This is a genomic window from Pseudomonas sp. RC10-4-2 (assembly GCF_050433085.1).
GTDB lineage: Bacteria > Pseudomonadota > Gammaproteobacteria > Pseudomonadales > Pseudomonadaceae > Pseudomonas > Pseudomonas aeruginosa.
Window position 1 is genome coordinate 1,586,018 of the sequence record NZ_JBNPXX010000002.1, and the last position, 16,754, is coordinate 1,602,771.

Sequence of the window (16,754 nt, forward strand, 5' to 3'; positions counted from 1 at the left end):
ATGGCCGAGAGCGAAAGCGGGCAGGACAAGACAGAGGAACCCACGGAGAAACGCCGCCGCGAGGCGCGCGAGAAAGGGCAGTTGCCGCGTTCGCGGGAGCTGAACACCCTGGCCATCCTCATGGCCGGCGCCGGCGGCCTGCTGATCTACGGCGCCGACCTGGCGGGCGCCCTGTTGCGCCTGATGCGCAGCAATTTCGAGCTGTCCCGGGAAACCGCGATGAATACCGAGAGCATGCTGCAGTTGCTCGGCGCTTCGGCCTACCTGGCGGCCCAGGGGCTCTGGCCGATCCTGCTGATGCTGCTGGTGGCGGCGATCGTCGGGCCGATCGCCCTCGGCGGCTGGCTGTTCTCGATGGACGCCCTGCAACCCAAGTTCAGCCGGCTCAACCCGCTGTCGGGGCTGAAGCGGATGTTTTCCGCCAAGTCGCTGCTCGAACTGAGCAAGGCGCTGATCAAGTTCCTGGTGGTGCTGGCGGTGGCCCTGCTGGTGCTCTCCGCCGACCGCGACGCCCTCCTGGCGCTGGCGCACCAGCCGCTCGAGCAGGCGATCCTGCACAGCGTGCGGGTGGTCGGCTGGAGCGCCTTCTGGATGGCCTGCAGCCTGCTGCTGATCGCCGCGGTGGACGTGCCCTACCAGATCTGGGACAACCGCCAGAAGCTGCTGATGACCAAGCAGGAAGTCCGCGACGAATACAAGGACTCCGAGGGCAAGCCCGAGGTCAAGTCGAAGATCCGCCAGATGCAGCGCGAGATGGCGCAGAGACGGATGATGGCGGCGGTGCCGGAGGCCGACGTGGTGATCACCAACCCGACCCACTTCGCCGTAGCCCTGAAGTACGACCCGGCGGGCGGCGGGGCGCCGCTGCTGCTGGCCAAAGGCAACGATTTCCTGGCCCTGAAGATCCGCGAGGTGGCCCAGGAGCACAAGGTGATGGTCATGGAGTCGCCGGCGCTGGCGCGAGCGGTGTACTACTCCACCGAGCTGGACCAGGAGATTCCCGCCGGGCTCTATCTCGCCGTGGCCCAGGTGCTGGCCTATGTCTACCAGCTCAAGCAGTACCAGGCCGGCAAGGGCAAGCGGCCGAGCCCGTTGAAGGACCTGCCGATCCCGCCGGACCTGCGTCGCGACGAGTGACCTGGCTGGAGCTACGCGCCGCGCTGTGGCAGCCTTGGCCGATACTCGCTTGGGATGAGAGCTTTGCCGTTCATGGATCGAACCTTGTCTGATCGTATTTTCCCGCCTGTCCTCCTGTTGCTCGCCCTGGCCTGGCTGCTGCCCTGGATGCCTGCGCACGCCGAAGCGCCGGCGGAATGGGTCGCCTTGCCCCTGTCGGAGCGGGTGGTGGATGCCACCCACACGCTGGACGAGGCGACGCGCCAACGCCTGGTGGAGAAGCTCGAGGCGCTGGAGCGGCGACGCGGTGCGCAGATCGCGGTGGTGATGCTGCCGACTACCGGTACCCTCGATATCGAAGCCTTCTCCGACAAGTTGTTCCAGGCCTGGAAGCTCGGCCGCAAGGCGGTCGACGACGGTCTGCTGCTGGTGGTGGCCAAGGATGACCGGCGCATGCGCATCGAGGTCGGCTACGGCCTGGAGGGTGCGGTGCCCGATGTGGTCGCCGGACGGATCATTCGCGAGCGGATGGCCCCGGCATTTCGCGAGGGCGACTACGCCGGCGGGATCGAGGCCGCGGTGGACGAGCTGATCCGCCTGGTCGACGGCGAAACGCTGCCGGCGGCCGCGTCGTCGGGTGCGCCGAAAGTCTCGCTGGGGCAATTGCCGGCGGAAGCCTGGGCGCTGCTGGTCGCCTTCATCTACGGATCGTTGGCCGGAGTGCTGTTGAGTGCCCGGGCGCTGCGCTGGCCCTGGCTGCTCGGCGGGGCGCTGCTCTGCTGGCTGTTGGGCACGCTGGCCGGCGCTTCCGGCGAATGGATGAGCGTGCTGCTGGTCGCTCCGCTGTGCATGCTGGTCGGCGGCGCGACCTTCGGCGCGCTGTGGACGGTGCGCCCGGCCTTCTACCTGGTGATCGGCGTACTGGTCTATGTAGCCCTGCTCGGGCTGGCGGCGCATTGGTTCAGCGCGGTGTCCTTCATCTACGGCCTGCTGTGGCCGGCCGGGGTGCTGATGCTGGCGGTTCTCTGCTGGTCGAACTACCGCCTGATGCGCTCGCTGTGGCGCGAGCGGCGGAAAAGTTTCCACCGCCGACTATGGGCGTTGCTGGCGGCCTACCTGCTGCTCGGATTGCTGTCCGGTGGCCTGGACGCACCGCTGGTCTGGCTGGCCCTGCTACCGTTCCAGCTCATGCTCGGGCTGCTGGTGTTCGGCCAGGTACGCCTGAGTGGGGGTGGTGGAGGCTCGTCGGGAAGCTCCGGCGGCGGTTCCTCCTCCTCTTCCTCCTCGTCGTCCGGCGGCTTTTCCGGGGGCGGTGGTTCCAGCGGCGGAGGCGGTGCCTCGGGCAGTTGGTAATGGGTTCCCGTTCATTTCATTCGGAGACAAGGATGTCTGCAATCACGCGTTATCTCGCCATGCTTCGCCTGTTCGGCATGCTGCTCTGCGCCGCCGCGATTCCCTCCGTTGCCACCGCGACGGTGCCGGTCACCGTCGCGGTGGCAGCGTCCGATGTCGAGGAGGAGGCCGTGGAGGCATCGGCGGTCGGCGCCGAGGCCGAGGCAGCGCGCGATGCGGGCTACGAGTCCGCGGAGGTTCCGGCGCTGGCGCGGCGGGTGACCGACCTTACCGCGACCCTCGACGCCGCCGAGCGTGCCCGCCTGGAAGCTTCGCTGGCCGCGCTGGAGGCCCGGAAGGGTGCCCAGGTAGCGATCCTGATGGTGCCCAGCACCTATCCGGACAGCATCGAGGCCTATGCGACGCGGGTCTTCGAGGCGTGGAAGCTGGGGCGCAAGGGGATCGATGACGGCGTCCTGGTGCTGGTGGCGAAGGACGACCGGCGCATGCGCATTGAAGTCGGCTATGGCCTGGAAGGAACGATCACCGACATCGATGCCGGGCGGATCATCCGCGAATACATGACCCCTGCGTTCCGTCAGCAAGACTACGCCGGCGGCCTGGAAGCGGCGGCGCAGCGCCTGGTACGACTGATCGACGGCGAGGCGTTGCCGCCGCCGCCGCGCGACCCGCTGGAGCCCGGCGCGGTACGGCAGACCCTGGCTATCGCATTCCTGCTCGGCGCTCTCGGCGGGGTGGCGCTGCTGGTACGTCCGCGCGCCTGGTACTGGACCCTGGGGGCGGTAGTGGCGCTCGCTGCGGCGTTGGCACTGGGGCGGCACTGGCCGGCAGGGGCGATGGTGGCGCTGGCGGAGATGGTGGCGGTCCTGGGCGTCGGCTTCGGCGCGTTGCTCAAGTATTCGCGCGGTGCCCGCTGGTTCTTCGCCATTCTTGTGCTCTATGCGCTGGGGCTGTTCTGGGCCTACGGCCGTTATGGCCTGCCGGTGCTCCATTACGGATTGGCCGTGCCGCTTTCGCTGGGACTGACCCTGCTGATGCTGGCCGGTGCCTGGCAGGGGCTGCGCAGAGGACGGCGCTGGGCCTACCTGCCGGGCCTGCTCGGCCTGCTGCTGACCCTGGCCCTGGAGTGCCTGCTGTTGCTGGTGGACGACCCGCTGAACAGCATCGAGGCGCTGATCATCCTGCCCGCCGCTTGCCTGCCGCTGCTCATCGGTTGCAATTTCAGCGCCGGCGGCTCGGGGGGAGGGCGTCGACGCGGCGGCGATTACGCTAGCTCATCGGGTTCCTCGTCGTCCAGTTCGTCCAGTTCGTCTTCGGACTCGTTCTCCGGCGGCGGAGGCTCGAGTGGCGGCGGTGGCGCCTCCGGTAGTTGGTGATTGGCGAAAACCCTTTTCAATCAATGAATTGAAAAGTTGGAACGGTTCCTGCAATGACCCGCCCGACGCGCATTCCGGCGTCAAAAGTTTGTTCGGCGCCCACCTACGGGCGCCATACGCAGGGCAGGGGAGTCGAGAGTGGATCGCACGCAACTGATCAGCAATGTGCGCAGCAACCTGGCGGGACTGGGGCGCGGCAGCCTCGGCGTGCCGGTCCTGCTGCTGGCCATGCTGGCGATGATGACCCTGCCGATCCCGCCATTCCTGCTGGACGTGCTGTTCACCTTCAACATCGCCCTGTCCATCGTCGTCCTGCTGGTCTGCGTGTACGCCCTGCGGCCGCTGGACTTCGCCGTGTTCCCGACCATCCTGCTGGTGGCGACCCTGTTGCGCCTGGCGCTGAACGTTGCCTCGACCCGCGTGGTGCTGCTCCACGGCCACGACGGCCATGGCGCCGCAGGCAAGGTGATCCAGGCCTTCGGCGAAGTGGTGATCGGCGGCAACTACGTGGTCGGGGTGGTGGTGTTCGCGATCCTCATGATCATCAACTTCGTGGTGGTGACCAAGGGCGCCGGGCGGATTTCCGAAGTCAGCGCGCGCTTCACCCTGGATGCCATGCCCGGCAAGCAGATGGCCATCGACGCCGACCTCAACGCCGGCCTGATCGAGCAGGAGGAAGCCAAGAAGCGCCGCAGCGAGGTGGCCCAGGAGGCCGACTTCTACGGTTCGATGGACGGTGCCAGCAAGTTCGTCCGCGGCGACGCCATCGCCGGCCTGCTGATTCTCTTCATCAACCTGATCGGCGGCGTCGCCATCGGCATGATCCAGCATTCGATGTCCTTCGGCGACGCCGGCAAGGTCTACGCCCTGCTGACCATCGGTGACGGCCTGGTGGCACAACTGCCGTCGCTGCTGCTGTCGACCGCGGCGGCGATCATGGTGACGCGGGTCTCCAGTTCCGAGGACATGGGCCAGCAGGTCAACCGGCAGATGTTCGCCTCGCCCAAGGCGCTGGCGATTTCCGCGGCGATCCTGATCGCCATGGGCGCCGTGCCGGGCATGCCGCATGTTTCCTTCATCGGCCTCGGCGCCCTGGCCGGCGCTGCCGCCTACTGGATCTGGCACCGGCAGAACAAGGCCAAGCAGGTCGCCGAGCAGGAGGTGCAGCGCCAGCAGGAGCTGCTGCCGGCGCAGCGCGCCCAGGAGGTCAAGGAACTGGGTTGGGACGACGTCACCCCGGTGGACATGGTCGGCCTGGAAGTCGGCTACCGGCTGATCCCGCTGGTCGACCGCAACCAGGGCGGGCAACTGCTGGCGCGGATCAAGGGCGTACGCAAGAAGCTGTCCCAGGAGCTGGGCTTCCTGATGCCCTCGGTGCACATCCGCGACAACCTCGACCTGCTGCCCAACGCCTACCGTCTGACCCTGATGGGGGTCAGCGTGGCCGAAGCGGAGATCTATCCCGATCGCGAGCTGGCGATCAACCCCGGCCAGGTATTCGGCAGCCTCAACGGCATCGCCGGCAAGGACCCGGCCTTCGGCCTGGAGGCGGTATGGATCGAGCCCGGCCAGCGCGACCAGGCGCAGTCGCTGGGCTACACCGTGGTGGATGCGAGCACCGTGGTCGCCACTCACCTGAACCAGGTGCTGCACAAGCACGCCCACGAGCTGCTGGGCCATGAAGAAGTGCAACAGCTCCTGCAATTGCTCGCGCGCAGCTCGCCGAAGCTGGCGGAAGAGCTGGTGCCGGGGCTGATTTCCCTGTCCACCCTGCTCAAGGTCCTGCAGGCGCTGCTCCAGGAGCAGGTGCCGGTGCGCGACATCCGTACCATCGCCGAGGCCATCGCCAACGTCGCTCCACGGAGTCAAGATCCCGGCGCGATGGTCGCCGCGGTTCGCGTCGCGTTGTCCCGCGCAATCGTGCAAAGCATTGTCGGGCTTGAGCCGGAGCTGCCTGTGATCACGCTCGAGCCGAGGTTGGAACAGATTTTGCTGAACAGCATGCAGAAGGCCGGACAAGGCTCCGAGGACGGCATGTTGCTGGAGCCGGGGATGGCCGAGAAGCTGCAACGCTCGCTGATCGAGAGCGCACAACGCCAGGAGATGCTCGGTAAGCCGGCGATCCTGCTGGTTGCCGGACCGATCCGCTCGATGATGTCGCGCTTCGCGCGGATGGCGGTGCCCAGCATGCATGTGCTGGCCTACCAGGAAATCCCGGACAACAAGCAAGTCACCATCGTCGCGACGGTGGGACAGAACTGAACGAGGGCTGCGCCGGCTCCAGGGCCGGCACACCGGGCAACCTGAGGTTGCCGGCAAGACTACTGAACTGAGGGGTTCGGGCAATGCAAGTCAAACGCTTCTTCGCCGCCGATATGCGCCAGGCCATGAAACTGGTCCGCGACGAACTGGGTCCGGACGCCGCGATTCTCGGCAACCGCCGGGTCGCCGGCGGCATCGAGCTGACCGCGGCGCTGGATTACCAGGCCCCGCCGGCGCCGAGCAAGCCCAACCCGGCGCTGGAAGTGGAGCTGCGCAAGACCCAGGCGCGGATCGCAGAGGCGCGCGCCGAGTTGACGGCGCGTCCGGCGGAAACCCAGCGCAAGGACCGTCAATTGTTCGCCGAGGAGAAGCCGGCGCGTCCGTCCCTGGCCGAGTCCATGACGGCGGCGCAGGCCAAGCCCCAGGCGGGCGGCCAGACCCTCGAGGCAATGCGTTTCGAACTGAACGGCCTGCGCGAGCTGATCGAGGTACAACTGGGTTCCATCGCCTGGGGCCAGTTGCAGCACCAGCGTCCGCAGCAGGCCAATCTCTGGCGGCGCCTGCAGCGCATGGGCTTGCCGGCGGAGCTGAGCAAGCCGTTGCTGGAGCGGGTCGCCGCGGTGGGCGATACGCGCCAGGCCTGGCGCATGCTGTTGGCGCACCTGTCGCGTGCCGTGCAGACCCCCGAGCAGGACCCGCTCGACGCGGGCGGCGTACTGGCCCTGGTCGGCCCGGCAGGTGCCGGCAAGACCACCACCCTGGCGAAGATGGCCGCGCGCTACGTCCTCAAGTACGGCGCCCAGAGCCTGGCGCTGGTGAGCATGGACAGCTACCGGATCGGCGCCCAGGAGCAGATCAAGACCCTCGGTCGGATCCTCAACGTACCGGTGACCCTGGTCGATCCCGGCCAGTCGCTGATCCAGGCCCTGGCGCCGCTGGCGCGCAAGCGCATGGTGCTGATCGATACCGCCGGCCTGCCGGCCAGCGACCCGGCATTGCGCATGCAGCTCGAGGCACTGGCGTCGCCGAGCCTGAACGTGAAGAATTACCTGGTGATGGCCACCACCAGCCAGAGCCAGGTGCTCAAGTCGGCCTACCAGACCTATCGGCACTGCGGGCTGGCGGGTTGCATCCTGACTAAGCTGGACGAGGCGGGCAGCCTCGGTGAATCGATGGCGCTGGCTATCGCCCAGCGTCTCCCGGTAGCCTATCTGGCGGATGGGCCGCGGATTCCGGACGACCTGCAGGTGGCGCGCAGTCACCAACTGGTCAGCCGGGCGGTGAGCCTGCAGGCACCGGAAGAGCCCAGCGAGGACGCCATGGCCGAGATGTTCGCCGGGCTCTACCAGCAACCGGCGCGGCGTGCCGGCTGAGGACGTGGGAAGAACCGCGCGTGGCGCGGGTGACGGAAGCGAAGGTGGCTTCCGCCGGGCCGGGAGCGATGGCGCATCGTTCCCGCCAATACCGGAGAGCGCTGGAAGGGGCGTTCCGGGAAGACGACAACACAAGGTATGAAGCAGATGGGTAGCATGCATCCCGTACAGGTGATCGCAGTAACTGGCGGCAAGGGCGGCGTCGGCAAGACCAATGTGTCGGTGAACCTGGCACTGGCTCTGGCCGATCTCGGCCGTCGCGTCATGCTGCTGGATGCCGACCTCGGCCTGGCCAACGTCGACGTCCTGCTGGGACTCACGCCCAAGCGCACCCTGGCCGACGTGATCGAGGGACGCTGCGAACTGCGCGATGTCCTCCTCCTCGGTCCCGGTGGCGTGCGCATCGTTCCCGCGGCCTCCGGCACGCAGAGCATGGTGCACCTCTCGCCGATGCAGCATGCGGGGCTGATCCAGGCGTTCAGCGATATCAGCGACAACCTCGATGTCCTGGTCGTCGACACTGCCGCCGGGATCGGCGATTCGGTGGTCAGTTTCGTCCGCGCCGCGCAGGAGGTGCTGCTGGTCGTCTGCGACGAGCCGACCTCGATCACCGATGCCTACGCCCTGATCAAACTGCTCAACCGCGACCACGGCATGACCCGCTTCCGGGTCCTGGCCAACATGGCCCACAGCCCGCAGGAAGGACGCAACCTGTTCGCCAAACTGACCAAGGTCACTGACCGTTTCCTCGACGTCGCACTACAGTATGTAGGTGTCATCCCTTACGACGAGTCGGTACGCAAGGCCGTGCAGAAACAGCGAGCCGTATACGAGGCATTCCCCCGCTCGAAGGCGTCCCTGGCCTTCAAGGCGGTCGCGCAGAAGGTCGATAGCTGGCCGCTGCCGGCCAACCCGCGCGGGCACCTGGAGTTCTTCGTCGAACGACTGGTCCAACACCCCGCGACAGGTTCGGCCGTATGACAGCGGCCTCTGGAGTGCGTATGTATAGCAAGGCGCAAGCGCAGAACTCCCAGGAGCAACTGATCCAGCGTTACGCACCACTGGTCAAGCGCATCGCCTATCACCTGCTCGGCCGCCTGCCGGCCAGCGTGCAGGTGGAGGACCTGATGCAGGCCGGCATGATCGGCCTGCTCGAGGCCGCGAAGAAATACGACGCCGGCAAGGGCGCCAGCTTCGAGACCTATGCCGGCATCCGCATCCGCGGGGCCATGCTCGACGAGGTCCGCAAGGGCGACTGGGCGCCGCGTTCGGTGCACCGCAACACGCGCATGGTGACCGACGCGATCCGCGCGATCGAGGCGAGAACCGGACGCGACGCTAAAGATCACGAAGTTGCTGCCGAACTCCAATTGAGCCTCGAAGATTACTACGGCATCCTCAGCGACACGCAGGGCAGCCGCCTGTACAGCTTCGACGACCTGTTGCAGGACGGCGAACATGGATTGCCGGAAGACACCAGCCTCAGTCACAACGAACCGATCCACGGCCTGCTCGACGAACGTTTCCAGGCGGCCCTGGCGGATGCCATCGCCAAGTTGCCGGAGCGCGAGCGCCTGGTGCTGGCGTTGTATTACGACGAGGAACTCAACCTCAAGGAGATCGGCGAGGTACTGGGCGTCAGCGAATCGCGGGTCAGCCAGTTGCACAGCCAGTGCGCCGCGCGTTTGCGCGCGCGCCTGGCCGATTGGCGGTCGGCCTGAACCGGCCTCGACCGCAGCTTGTAACCGTTAACGCAAAAGAATGTGTGGCGCGTCCCCTGGGGCGCGCTCTGGTCTGTACGGAGGTTTACTTGGACAAGAACATGAAAATTCTCATCGTGGACGACTTTTCCACGATGAGACGCATCATCAAGAACCTCTTGCGGGACTTGGGCTTCACCAATACCGCCGAGGCCGACGACGGCACCACGGCGCTGCCGATGCTGCACAGCGGCAATTTCGACTTTCTCGTCACCGACTGGAACATGCCGGGCATGACCGGCATCGATCTGCTGCGCGCGGTTCGCGCCGACGAGCGCCTCAAGCACCTGCCGGTGCTGATGGTCACCGCCGAGGCCAAGCGCGACCAGATCATCGAAGCGGCCCAGGCCGGGGTCAACGGCTATGTGGTCAAACCCTTCACCGCTCAGGTCCTGAAGGAAAAGATCGAGAAGATTTTCGAGCGGGTCAACGGCTGAAGCCGGCCAAGAGGGTGTCATGGTGCTTGGTAACGATTCCACGGGCGACGAATTCGAATCGACCCTGAAAAAACATGCGCGCGAACTGGTGGACTGTCTCGAACGGGGGCACTTCCAGCAGGCGGTGCAATTGATCCAGGAGCTCAGCCAGGCCAGGGACCGTGGCCTCTACCAGGAAGTGGGCAAGCTGACCCGCGAACTGCACAACGCCATCGTCGATTTCCAGATCGACCCGCATTCCCCCCACGCGCAGGAAATGTCGCAGATCGCCGATGCCACCGATCGTCTTTCCTACGTGGTGGAAATGACCGAGAAGGCCGCCAACCGGACCATGGACCTGGTGGAGCAGAGCGCCCCGCTGGTCAACCAGTTGGGCGACGATTCGCGGGAGCTGCACCAGGAGTGGCAACGCTTCATGCGCCGGGAAATCGACGCTGACGGCTTCCGCGAGCTGGCCAAGCGCATCGAACAGTTCCTCGTGCGCAGCGGCGAGAACGCCGGCCAGTTGTCCTCGCAGCTCAATGACATCCTGCTGGCGCAGGATTACCAGGACCTGACCGGCCAGGTGATCAAGCGTGTCACCAAGCTGGTCACCGAGGTCGAGAGCAACCTCGTGAAGCTGGTCTGGATGGCCGGCCAGGTGGACCGTTACGCCGGGATCGAGCACGACCACGTGAGCATGCGCCACCAGGCCGCGCTGGAGCGTTCGGCCAAGGGCGAGGGGCCGCAGGTCGCCGCGGAAAAACGAGAGGATGTGGTGTCCGGGCAGGATGACGTGGACGATCTGCTGTCCAGCCTGGGTTTCTGACCCGCCCGGCTCAAGACTGCGGCATCGCTGCCGTTAAGTAAGCATTGAACGCTGGCATCCGCGGGCTGCTGGCACAGCCTTCGTCATGCCGGTGATCCCGGCGGGCGGGCTGAAGTCGGTCCGGAAAGCCGGGCCGGTATTTCCGGCAGGACAGCGGTCCTGCCGATCCTTTCGAGTAACACGTCTCTGGGAGCAGCCGAATGAGCTTCGACGCCGATGAAGAAATCCTCCAGGACTTCCTGGTTGAGGCCGGCGAGATTCTCGAGCAATTGTCCGAGCAACTGGTCGAGCTGGAGAGCCGGCCGGACGATATGGACCTGCTCAATGCCATTTTCCGTGGGTTCCATACGGTCAAGGGCGGTGCCGGCTTCCTCCAGCTGAACGCGCTGGTGGAATGCTGCCACATTGCGGAAAACGTCTTCGATATCCTGCGCAAGGGCGAGCGGCGCGTCAGCTCCGAACTGATGGATGTGGTGCTGCAGGCGCTGGATACGGTCAACGCGATGTTCGACCAGGTGCGCGAGCAGTCCGAACCGACCCCGGCGACGCCCGAGCTGCTGGCGGCCCTTGCCCGCCTGGCCGAGCCCGAGGGCGCCGAGCCCGCGGAACCTGTGCAAGCGCCGCCGGCGGCCGTTCCGCCAGCCGAGCCTGCGGCGCCGCCGGAAGCGCCCGCGCAGAGTGCCTCCAGCGATATCACCGACGACGAGTTCGAGCAGTTGCTGGATGCTCTGCAGGGCGACGAAGCGCCGGCCTCCGCCGTTGCAGAAGCGCCCGCGGCTCCCGCTGGCGACGAGATCAGCGACGCCGAGTTCGAGGCGTTGCTCGACCAGTTGCACGGCAAGGGCAAGTTCGTCCCGCCGGCGGTCTCGGCCGAGCCTGCGCAAGTCCCCGCCGAGGCGGTCGAGCCGGCCGCGGCTGCCGCTGGTGACGATATCAGCGACGACGAGTTCGAGGCGCTGCTCGACGAACTCCACGGCAAGGGCAAGTTCGGCGATGTCCCGGAAGCCGCCGGCACACCCGCCGCACCGGCTGCCGCGGCTCCAGCGGCTGCGCCGGCGGAGCAGGGCAAGGCGCCGGCCGCCGCGGGCGGCGATGAGATCAGCGACGACGAGTTCGAGTCGCTGCTCGACGAACTGCACGGCAAGGGCAAGTTCAACGGCGCCTCCGAGGCCGTGGCGGCCGCCGCGGCGGTAGCCAAGAACATCGCGGCGAAGAGTCCCGCGGCGAAACCGGTCGCTCCGGCCAAGGCCGCCGCCGCGCGTCCGGCGGCGCCCGACAGGCCCGCGGCAAGCGAGGCGGAGACCACCGTGCGGGTGGATACGGCGCGTCTCGACGAGATCATGAACATGGTCGGCGAGCTGGTGCTGGTGCGTAACCGCCTGGTGCGCCTGGGCCTGAACAGTGGCGACGAGGCCATGGCCAAGGCCGTGGCCAACCTCGACGTGGTCACCGGCGACCTGCAGATGTCGGTGATGAAGACCCGCATGCAGCCGATCAAGAAGGTCTTCGGCCGCTTCCCGCGCCTGGTTCGCGACCTGGCGCGGAACATGAAGAAAGAGATCAACCTGGAGCTGGTGGGCGAAGAGACCGACCTCGACAAGAACCTGGTCGAGGCCCTCGCCGATCCGCTGGTGCACCTGGTGCGCAACGCCGTCGACCACGGCATCGAGAGTCCGGAGGAGCGCGAGGCCGCCGGCAAGCCGCGGGTCGGCCAGGTGGTGCTGTCAGCGGAGCAGGAGGGTGACCACATCCTCCTGATGATCACCGACGACGGCAAGGGCATGGACGCCGAGGTGCTGCGCAACAAGGCGGTGGAGAAGGGCCTGCTGGAGCGCGATGCGGCGGACCGCCTGACCGACCTGGAGTGCTACAACCTGATTTTCGCCCCGGGTTTCTCGACCAAGACCGAGATTTCCGACGTGTCCGGCCGCGGTGTCGGCATGGACGTGGTGAAGACCAAGATTTCCCAGCTCAACGGCACGGTCAACGTGTTTTCGCAGAAGGGGTCCGGCTCGAAGATCGTCATCAAGGTGCCGCTGACTTTGGCGATCATGCCTACCCTTATGGTGATGCTGGGCAGCCAGGCGTTCGCCTTCCCGCTGGTCAACGTCAACGAAATCTTCCATCTTGACCTGTCGCGCACCAATGTCGTGGATGGCCAGGAAGTGGTGATCGTCCGCGACAAGGCCTTGCCGCTGTTCTATCTCAAGCGCTGGCTGGTGCCGAGTGCGGCCCACGAAGAGCAGGGTGAGGGACACGTGGTGATCCTGTCGGTCGGCACCCAGCGCATCGGTTTCGTCGTCGACCAGTTGGTGGGACAAGAAGAAGTGGTGATCAAGCCACTCGGCAAGATGTTGCAGGGCACCCCCGGCATGGCGGGCGCCACCATCACCGGGGACGGGCGCATCGCCCTGATCCTCGATGTGCCGAGCATGCTCAAGCGTTACGCACGGCGCATCTGACGCCGCGTATGGGTTTCCGGCGGCGCAGGAGCGTCGCCCTCTGAGGAGTAGCTATGGCAGTCAAAGTCCTGGTGGTGGACGATTCGGGGTTCTTCCGCCGCCGTGTCTCGGAGATTCTCTCCGCCGATGGACAGATCCAGGTGGTCGGCACCGCCACCAATGGCCGCGAGGCCATCGAGCAGGCGCTGGCCCTGAGACCCGATGTGATCACCATGGATTACGAGATGCCGCTGATGGACGGCATCACCGCGGTACGCAACATCATGCAGCGTTGCCCGACCCCGGTCCTGATGTTCTCCTCGCTGACCCACGAGGGCGCGCGGGTGACCCTGGATGCACTGGACGCTGGAGCGGTCGACTACCTGCCGAAGAATTTCGAGGACATCTCGCGCAACCCGGACAAGGTCCGCCAGTTGCTCTGCGAGAAGGTCCTGACCATCGCCCGTAGCAATCGTCGCTCGATCAGCCTGCCGCCGCTGCCTTCGGCCACCTCGTCCAGCCATGCGCCGGCGTCGTCCTCCAGCGTCGGCGCGAGCGCGCGTGTTGGTGCCGGCGCGTCGCCGGCCCCGGCGTCGACCTCGGCGGCGCCGAAGCGCAAGGCCTACCGGCTGGTCGCGATCGGTACCTCCACCGGTGGACCGGTTGCCTTGCAGCGGGTGCTGACCCAGTTGCCGGCCAACTTCCCGGCGCCGCTGGTGCTGATCCAGCACATGCCGGCGGCCTTCACCAAGGCTTTCGCCGAGCGCCTCGACAAGCTGTGCCGGATCAGCGTCAAGGAAGCAGAGGACGGCGACATCCTGCGTCCCGGCCTGGCGCTGCTGGCGCCGGGCGGCAAGCAGATGATGGTCGACGGCCGCGGCACGGTGCGCATCCTCCCCGGCGACGAACGCCTGAACTACAAGCCCTGCGTCGACGTGACCTTCGGCTCGGCGGCCAAGGCCTACAACGACAAGGTCCTGGCGGTGGTCCTCACCGGCATGGGCGCCGACGGACGCGAGGGTGCGCGCCTGCTCAAGCAGGGCGGCAGCCAGGTGTGGGCGCAGGACGAGGCCAGTTGCGTGATCTACGGGATGCCGATGGCCGTGGTCAAGGCCAACCTGGCGGACGCGGTGTACGGGCTCGACGACATCGGCCGGCACCTGGTCGAGGCGTGCCAGTAAGCGTGCGTGCAGGAATGAGGAGACTGCCTTCGATGGCCACCCACGTGACGACCTGCGCGCGCCTTCGCCGAGCCGAGGGGACGCGCTGATGGATGTGCTCAGCCTGGTCGGGATCATCCTGGCGTTCGTCGCCATCGTCGGCGGAAACTTTCTCGAGGGCGGCCACGCGGGGGCCCTGCTCAACGGTCCGGCGGCGCTGATCGTGATCGGCGGCACCCTGGCCGCGGCGCTGTTGCAGACCCCGGTGAACGTGCTCAAGCGCGGCCTGGGCATGCTCGGCTGGGTGTTCTTCCCGCCGCGCGAGGATCTTTCCGGGGGAATCGACCGGATCGTCTCCTGGAGCATGACCGCGCGCAAGGAAGGCCTGCTCGGCCTGGAGAGCATCGCCGACGCGGAGCCCGATCCCTATGCGCGCAAGGGCCTGCAACTGCTGGTGGACGGCGCCGAGCCGGAAGTCATCCGCAGCATCCTTGAGGTCGACCTGTTCACCCAGGAAAGCCGCGACCTGCAGGCCGCCAAGGTGTTCGAGAGCATGGGCGGCTATGCGCCGACCATCGGCATCATCGGCGCGGTAATGGGCCTGATCCATGTGATGGGCAACCTGGCCAACCCGGCGCAGCTCGGCAGCGGCATCGCCGTGGCGTTCGTCGCCACCATCTATGGCGTCGGCTTTGCCAACCTGCTCCTGCTGCCGATCGGCAACAAGCTGAAAACCCTGGTACTGCGCCAGTCGCGCTACCGCGAGATGCTCCTGGAGGGCCTGCTGTCCATCGCCGAGGGCGAGAACCCGCGTTCCATCGAGTTGAAGCTGCAAGGCTTCATGGACTGACCGGAGCCGAGCATGCAGCGTCGCCGTCGCCACCAGGAGGAACACGAGAACCACGAACGCTGGCTGGTTTCCTATGCCGATTTCATCACCCTGTTGTTCGCCTTCTTCGTGGTGATGTATTCGATTTCCTCGATCAACGAGGGCAAGTACAAGATCCTCTCGGAGACCCTCACCGGCGTGTTCAACCAGCCCGACCGCTCGTTGAAGCCGATTCCCATCGGCGACGAGCGGCCGCGCACCACCGAGCCGGAGCGCACCAGCGTCGAGGAGCAGCCCAGCGACAACGCGGCCAGCGCCGACTCGCTGGAGCGGATCGCCGACAGCGTGCGCGATGCCTTCGGCGACTTGATCGCCTCCGACCAGTTGAGCGTGCGCGGCAACGAGCTGTGGATCGAGATCACTCTCAATTCCAGCCTGCTGTTTCCCAGCGGCGATGCGCTGCCCAACGATGCCGCCTTCGATATCGTCGAGAAGGTCGCCAAGATCCTGGCGCCCTACAAGAACCCGATCCATGTCGAGGGCTTCACCGATGACGTGCCGATCCATAGCCCGCGCTATCCCACCAACTGGGAACTGTCGGCGGCGCGGGCGGCGAGCATCGTCCGCCTGCTCGGCAACGATGGGGTCGAGCCGTCGCGGATGGCTGCGGTGGGCTATGGTGAATTTCAGCCGGTGGCGGACAATGCCAGCGCCGAGGGGCGGGCGAAGAATCGCCGGGTGGTGCTGGTGATCTCGCGCAACCTGGAGGTGCGGCGCAGCGTCAGCGGGGTCGGCAGCGGCAAGGCGCAACCGGATTCGGCGCTCCGCCACGCAGGCTCGGCAGCTGGCACGCAAGCTGCAGATACTGGCGGTACGCCGGCGCCCGCGCCGGCAACCGTCAATTCCCCGTCGCCTTCGCCATGAGCGCGCGAACCATGGTTTGCGTACGGGCGCCGGGGCCGAACTGGCCATTAGCGCGGCCCCAACCGGGTAGACCCATGCCAGGAAGAGTAGAGCAATGAAAGTCTGGGCAGTCGCCAATCAGAAAGGAGGGGTCGGCAAGACCACCTCGTCCATCGCCCTGGCCGGCCTGTTGGCGGATGCCGGCAAGCGCGTGGTCGTGGTCGACCTGGACCCCCACGGCTCGATGACCAGCTATTTCGGCTATGACCCGGACACCCTCGAGCACAGCGCCTTCGACCTGTTCCTGCACCAGGGCAACGTCCCCGAGGGGCTGCCGGCCTCGCTGCTGCGCAGCACCAGCAACGAACGCATTTCCCTGCTGCCGTCGAGTACCGCGCTGGCCACCCTGGAGCGCCAGTCGCCGGGCAAGAGCGGTCTCGGCCTGGTGGTCTCGAAGAGCCTGGCGCAGCTCTGGCAGGATTTCGACCATGCGATCATCGACAGCCCGCCGCTGCTCGGCGTGCTGATGGTCAACGCCCTGGCCGCCAGCCAGCACCTGGTGATCCCGGTGCAGACCGAGTTCCTCGCGGTGAAAGGGCTGGAGCGGATGGTCAACACCCTGGCGATGATCAACCGGTCGCGCAAACAGGCGTTGCCCTATACCATCGTACCTACGCTGTTCGACCGGCGGACCCAGGCTTCGCTGAGCACGCTGCGGATTCTCAACGAGAACTACCCGGACAACCTGTGGCAGGCGTTCATTCCCATCGATACCCGCCTGCGCGATGCCAGCCGGGCCGGGGTCACGCCGTCGCAGCACGACGGCAAGAGTCGCGGGGTGATCGCCTACCGCGCCTTGCTCAAGCATCTGCTGGCGCAGCAGCCGGCCACCCGGGTGGCCTGATGGCGCGCCGGTCGCCGCGCCGACAGGCGCAT

14 protein-coding genes are annotated in these 16,754 nt (G+C 66.6%); all 14 read left to right on the forward strand.

Annotated features, from left to right (window positions below; genetic code table 11):
* A complete protein-coding gene (gene flhB / locus FHW81_RS15470) occupies positions 1-1,137 on the forward strand; it encodes a flagellar biosynthesis protein FlhB (RefSeq protein WP_003083056.1) in 1,137 nt (378 codons plus the stop codon).
* Between the two features lie 72 nt (positions 1,138-1,209).
* Positions 1,210-2,469: a TPM domain-containing protein gene (locus tag FHW81_RS15475; RefSeq protein WP_003083057.1), complete on the forward strand. Its 1,260-nt coding sequence runs from the start codon at positions 1,210-1,212 to the stop codon at positions 2,467-2,469.
* A gap of 32 nt (positions 2,470-2,501) precedes the next feature.
* Positions 2,502-3,845, forward strand: a complete 1,344-nt coding sequence (locus FHW81_RS15480) for a TPM domain-containing protein (protein WP_023105442.1) — start codon at positions 2,502-2,504, stop codon at positions 3,843-3,845.
* A gap of 138 nt (positions 3,846-3,983) precedes the next feature.
* On the forward strand, positions 3,984-6,107 hold the full coding sequence (gene flhA / locus FHW81_RS15485; protein ID WP_003083059.1) for a flagellar biosynthesis protein FlhA: 2,124 nt from the start codon (positions 3,984-3,986) through the stop codon (positions 6,105-6,107).
* A gap of 83 nt (positions 6,108-6,190) precedes the next feature.
* Positions 6,191-7,480 carry a flagellar biosynthesis protein FlhF gene (gene flhF / locus FHW81_RS15490; protein ID WP_003083061.1) on the forward strand — a complete coding sequence of 430 codons (1,290 nt, stop codon included), beginning with the start codon at positions 6,191-6,193 and terminating at the stop codon, positions 7,478-7,480.
* Positions 7,481-7,618: 138 nt separating this feature from the next.
* Positions 7,619-8,461: a flagellar synthesis regulator FleN gene (gene fleN, locus FHW81_RS15495; RefSeq protein ID WP_003083064.1), complete on the forward strand. Its 843-nt coding sequence runs from the start codon at positions 7,619-7,621 to the stop codon at positions 8,459-8,461.
* Entirely contained in the window at positions 8,458-9,201 is a 744-nt protein-coding gene (gene fliA / locus FHW81_RS15500; protein ID WP_003083070.1) for an RNA polymerase sigma factor FliA, read from the forward strand. The genes fleN and fliA overlap by 4 nt, the downstream gene beginning before the upstream one ends.
* A 101-nt stretch (positions 9,202-9,302) precedes the next feature.
* Positions 9,303-9,677, forward strand: coding sequence for a chemotaxis response regulator CheY (locus tag FHW81_RS15505; RefSeq protein ID WP_003083073.1), 375 nt, complete (start codon positions 9,303-9,305; stop codon positions 9,675-9,677).
* 19 nt (positions 9,678-9,696) lie between these two features.
* Positions 9,697-10,485, forward strand: coding sequence for a protein phosphatase CheZ (locus FHW81_RS15510; RefSeq protein WP_003083075.1), 789 nt, complete (start codon positions 9,697-9,699; stop codon positions 10,483-10,485).
* 200 nt (positions 10,486-10,685) lie between these two features.
* Positions 10,686-12,947, forward strand: a complete 2,262-nt coding sequence (locus tag FHW81_RS15515) for a chemotaxis protein CheA (RefSeq protein WP_003114282.1) — start codon at positions 10,686-10,688, stop codon at positions 12,945-12,947.
* Between the two features lie 53 nt (positions 12,948-13,000).
* Positions 13,001-14,107, forward strand: coding sequence for a protein-glutamate methylesterase/protein-glutamine glutaminase (locus FHW81_RS15520; protein WP_023110191.1), 1,107 nt, complete (start codon positions 13,001-13,003; stop codon positions 14,105-14,107).
* Positions 14,108-14,195: 88 nt separating this feature from the next.
* The gene (locus FHW81_RS15525) at positions 14,196-14,936 is read left to right on the forward strand and encodes a flagellar motor protein (protein WP_003083089.1); all 741 of its coding nucleotides are present in this window, start codon (positions 14,196-14,198) and stop codon (positions 14,934-14,936) included.
* Positions 14,937-14,948: 12 nt separating this feature from the next.
* Entirely contained in the window at positions 14,949-15,839 is an 891-nt protein-coding gene (motD, locus tag FHW81_RS15530; protein ID WP_003083090.1) for a flagellar motor protein MotD, read from the forward strand.
* A 94-nt stretch (positions 15,840-15,933) separates the two neighbouring features.
* Entirely contained in the window at positions 15,934-16,722 is a 789-nt protein-coding gene (locus tag FHW81_RS15535) for a ParA family protein (RefSeq protein ID WP_003083092.1), read from the forward strand.
* Positions 16,723-16,754: the final 32 nt, after the last annotated feature.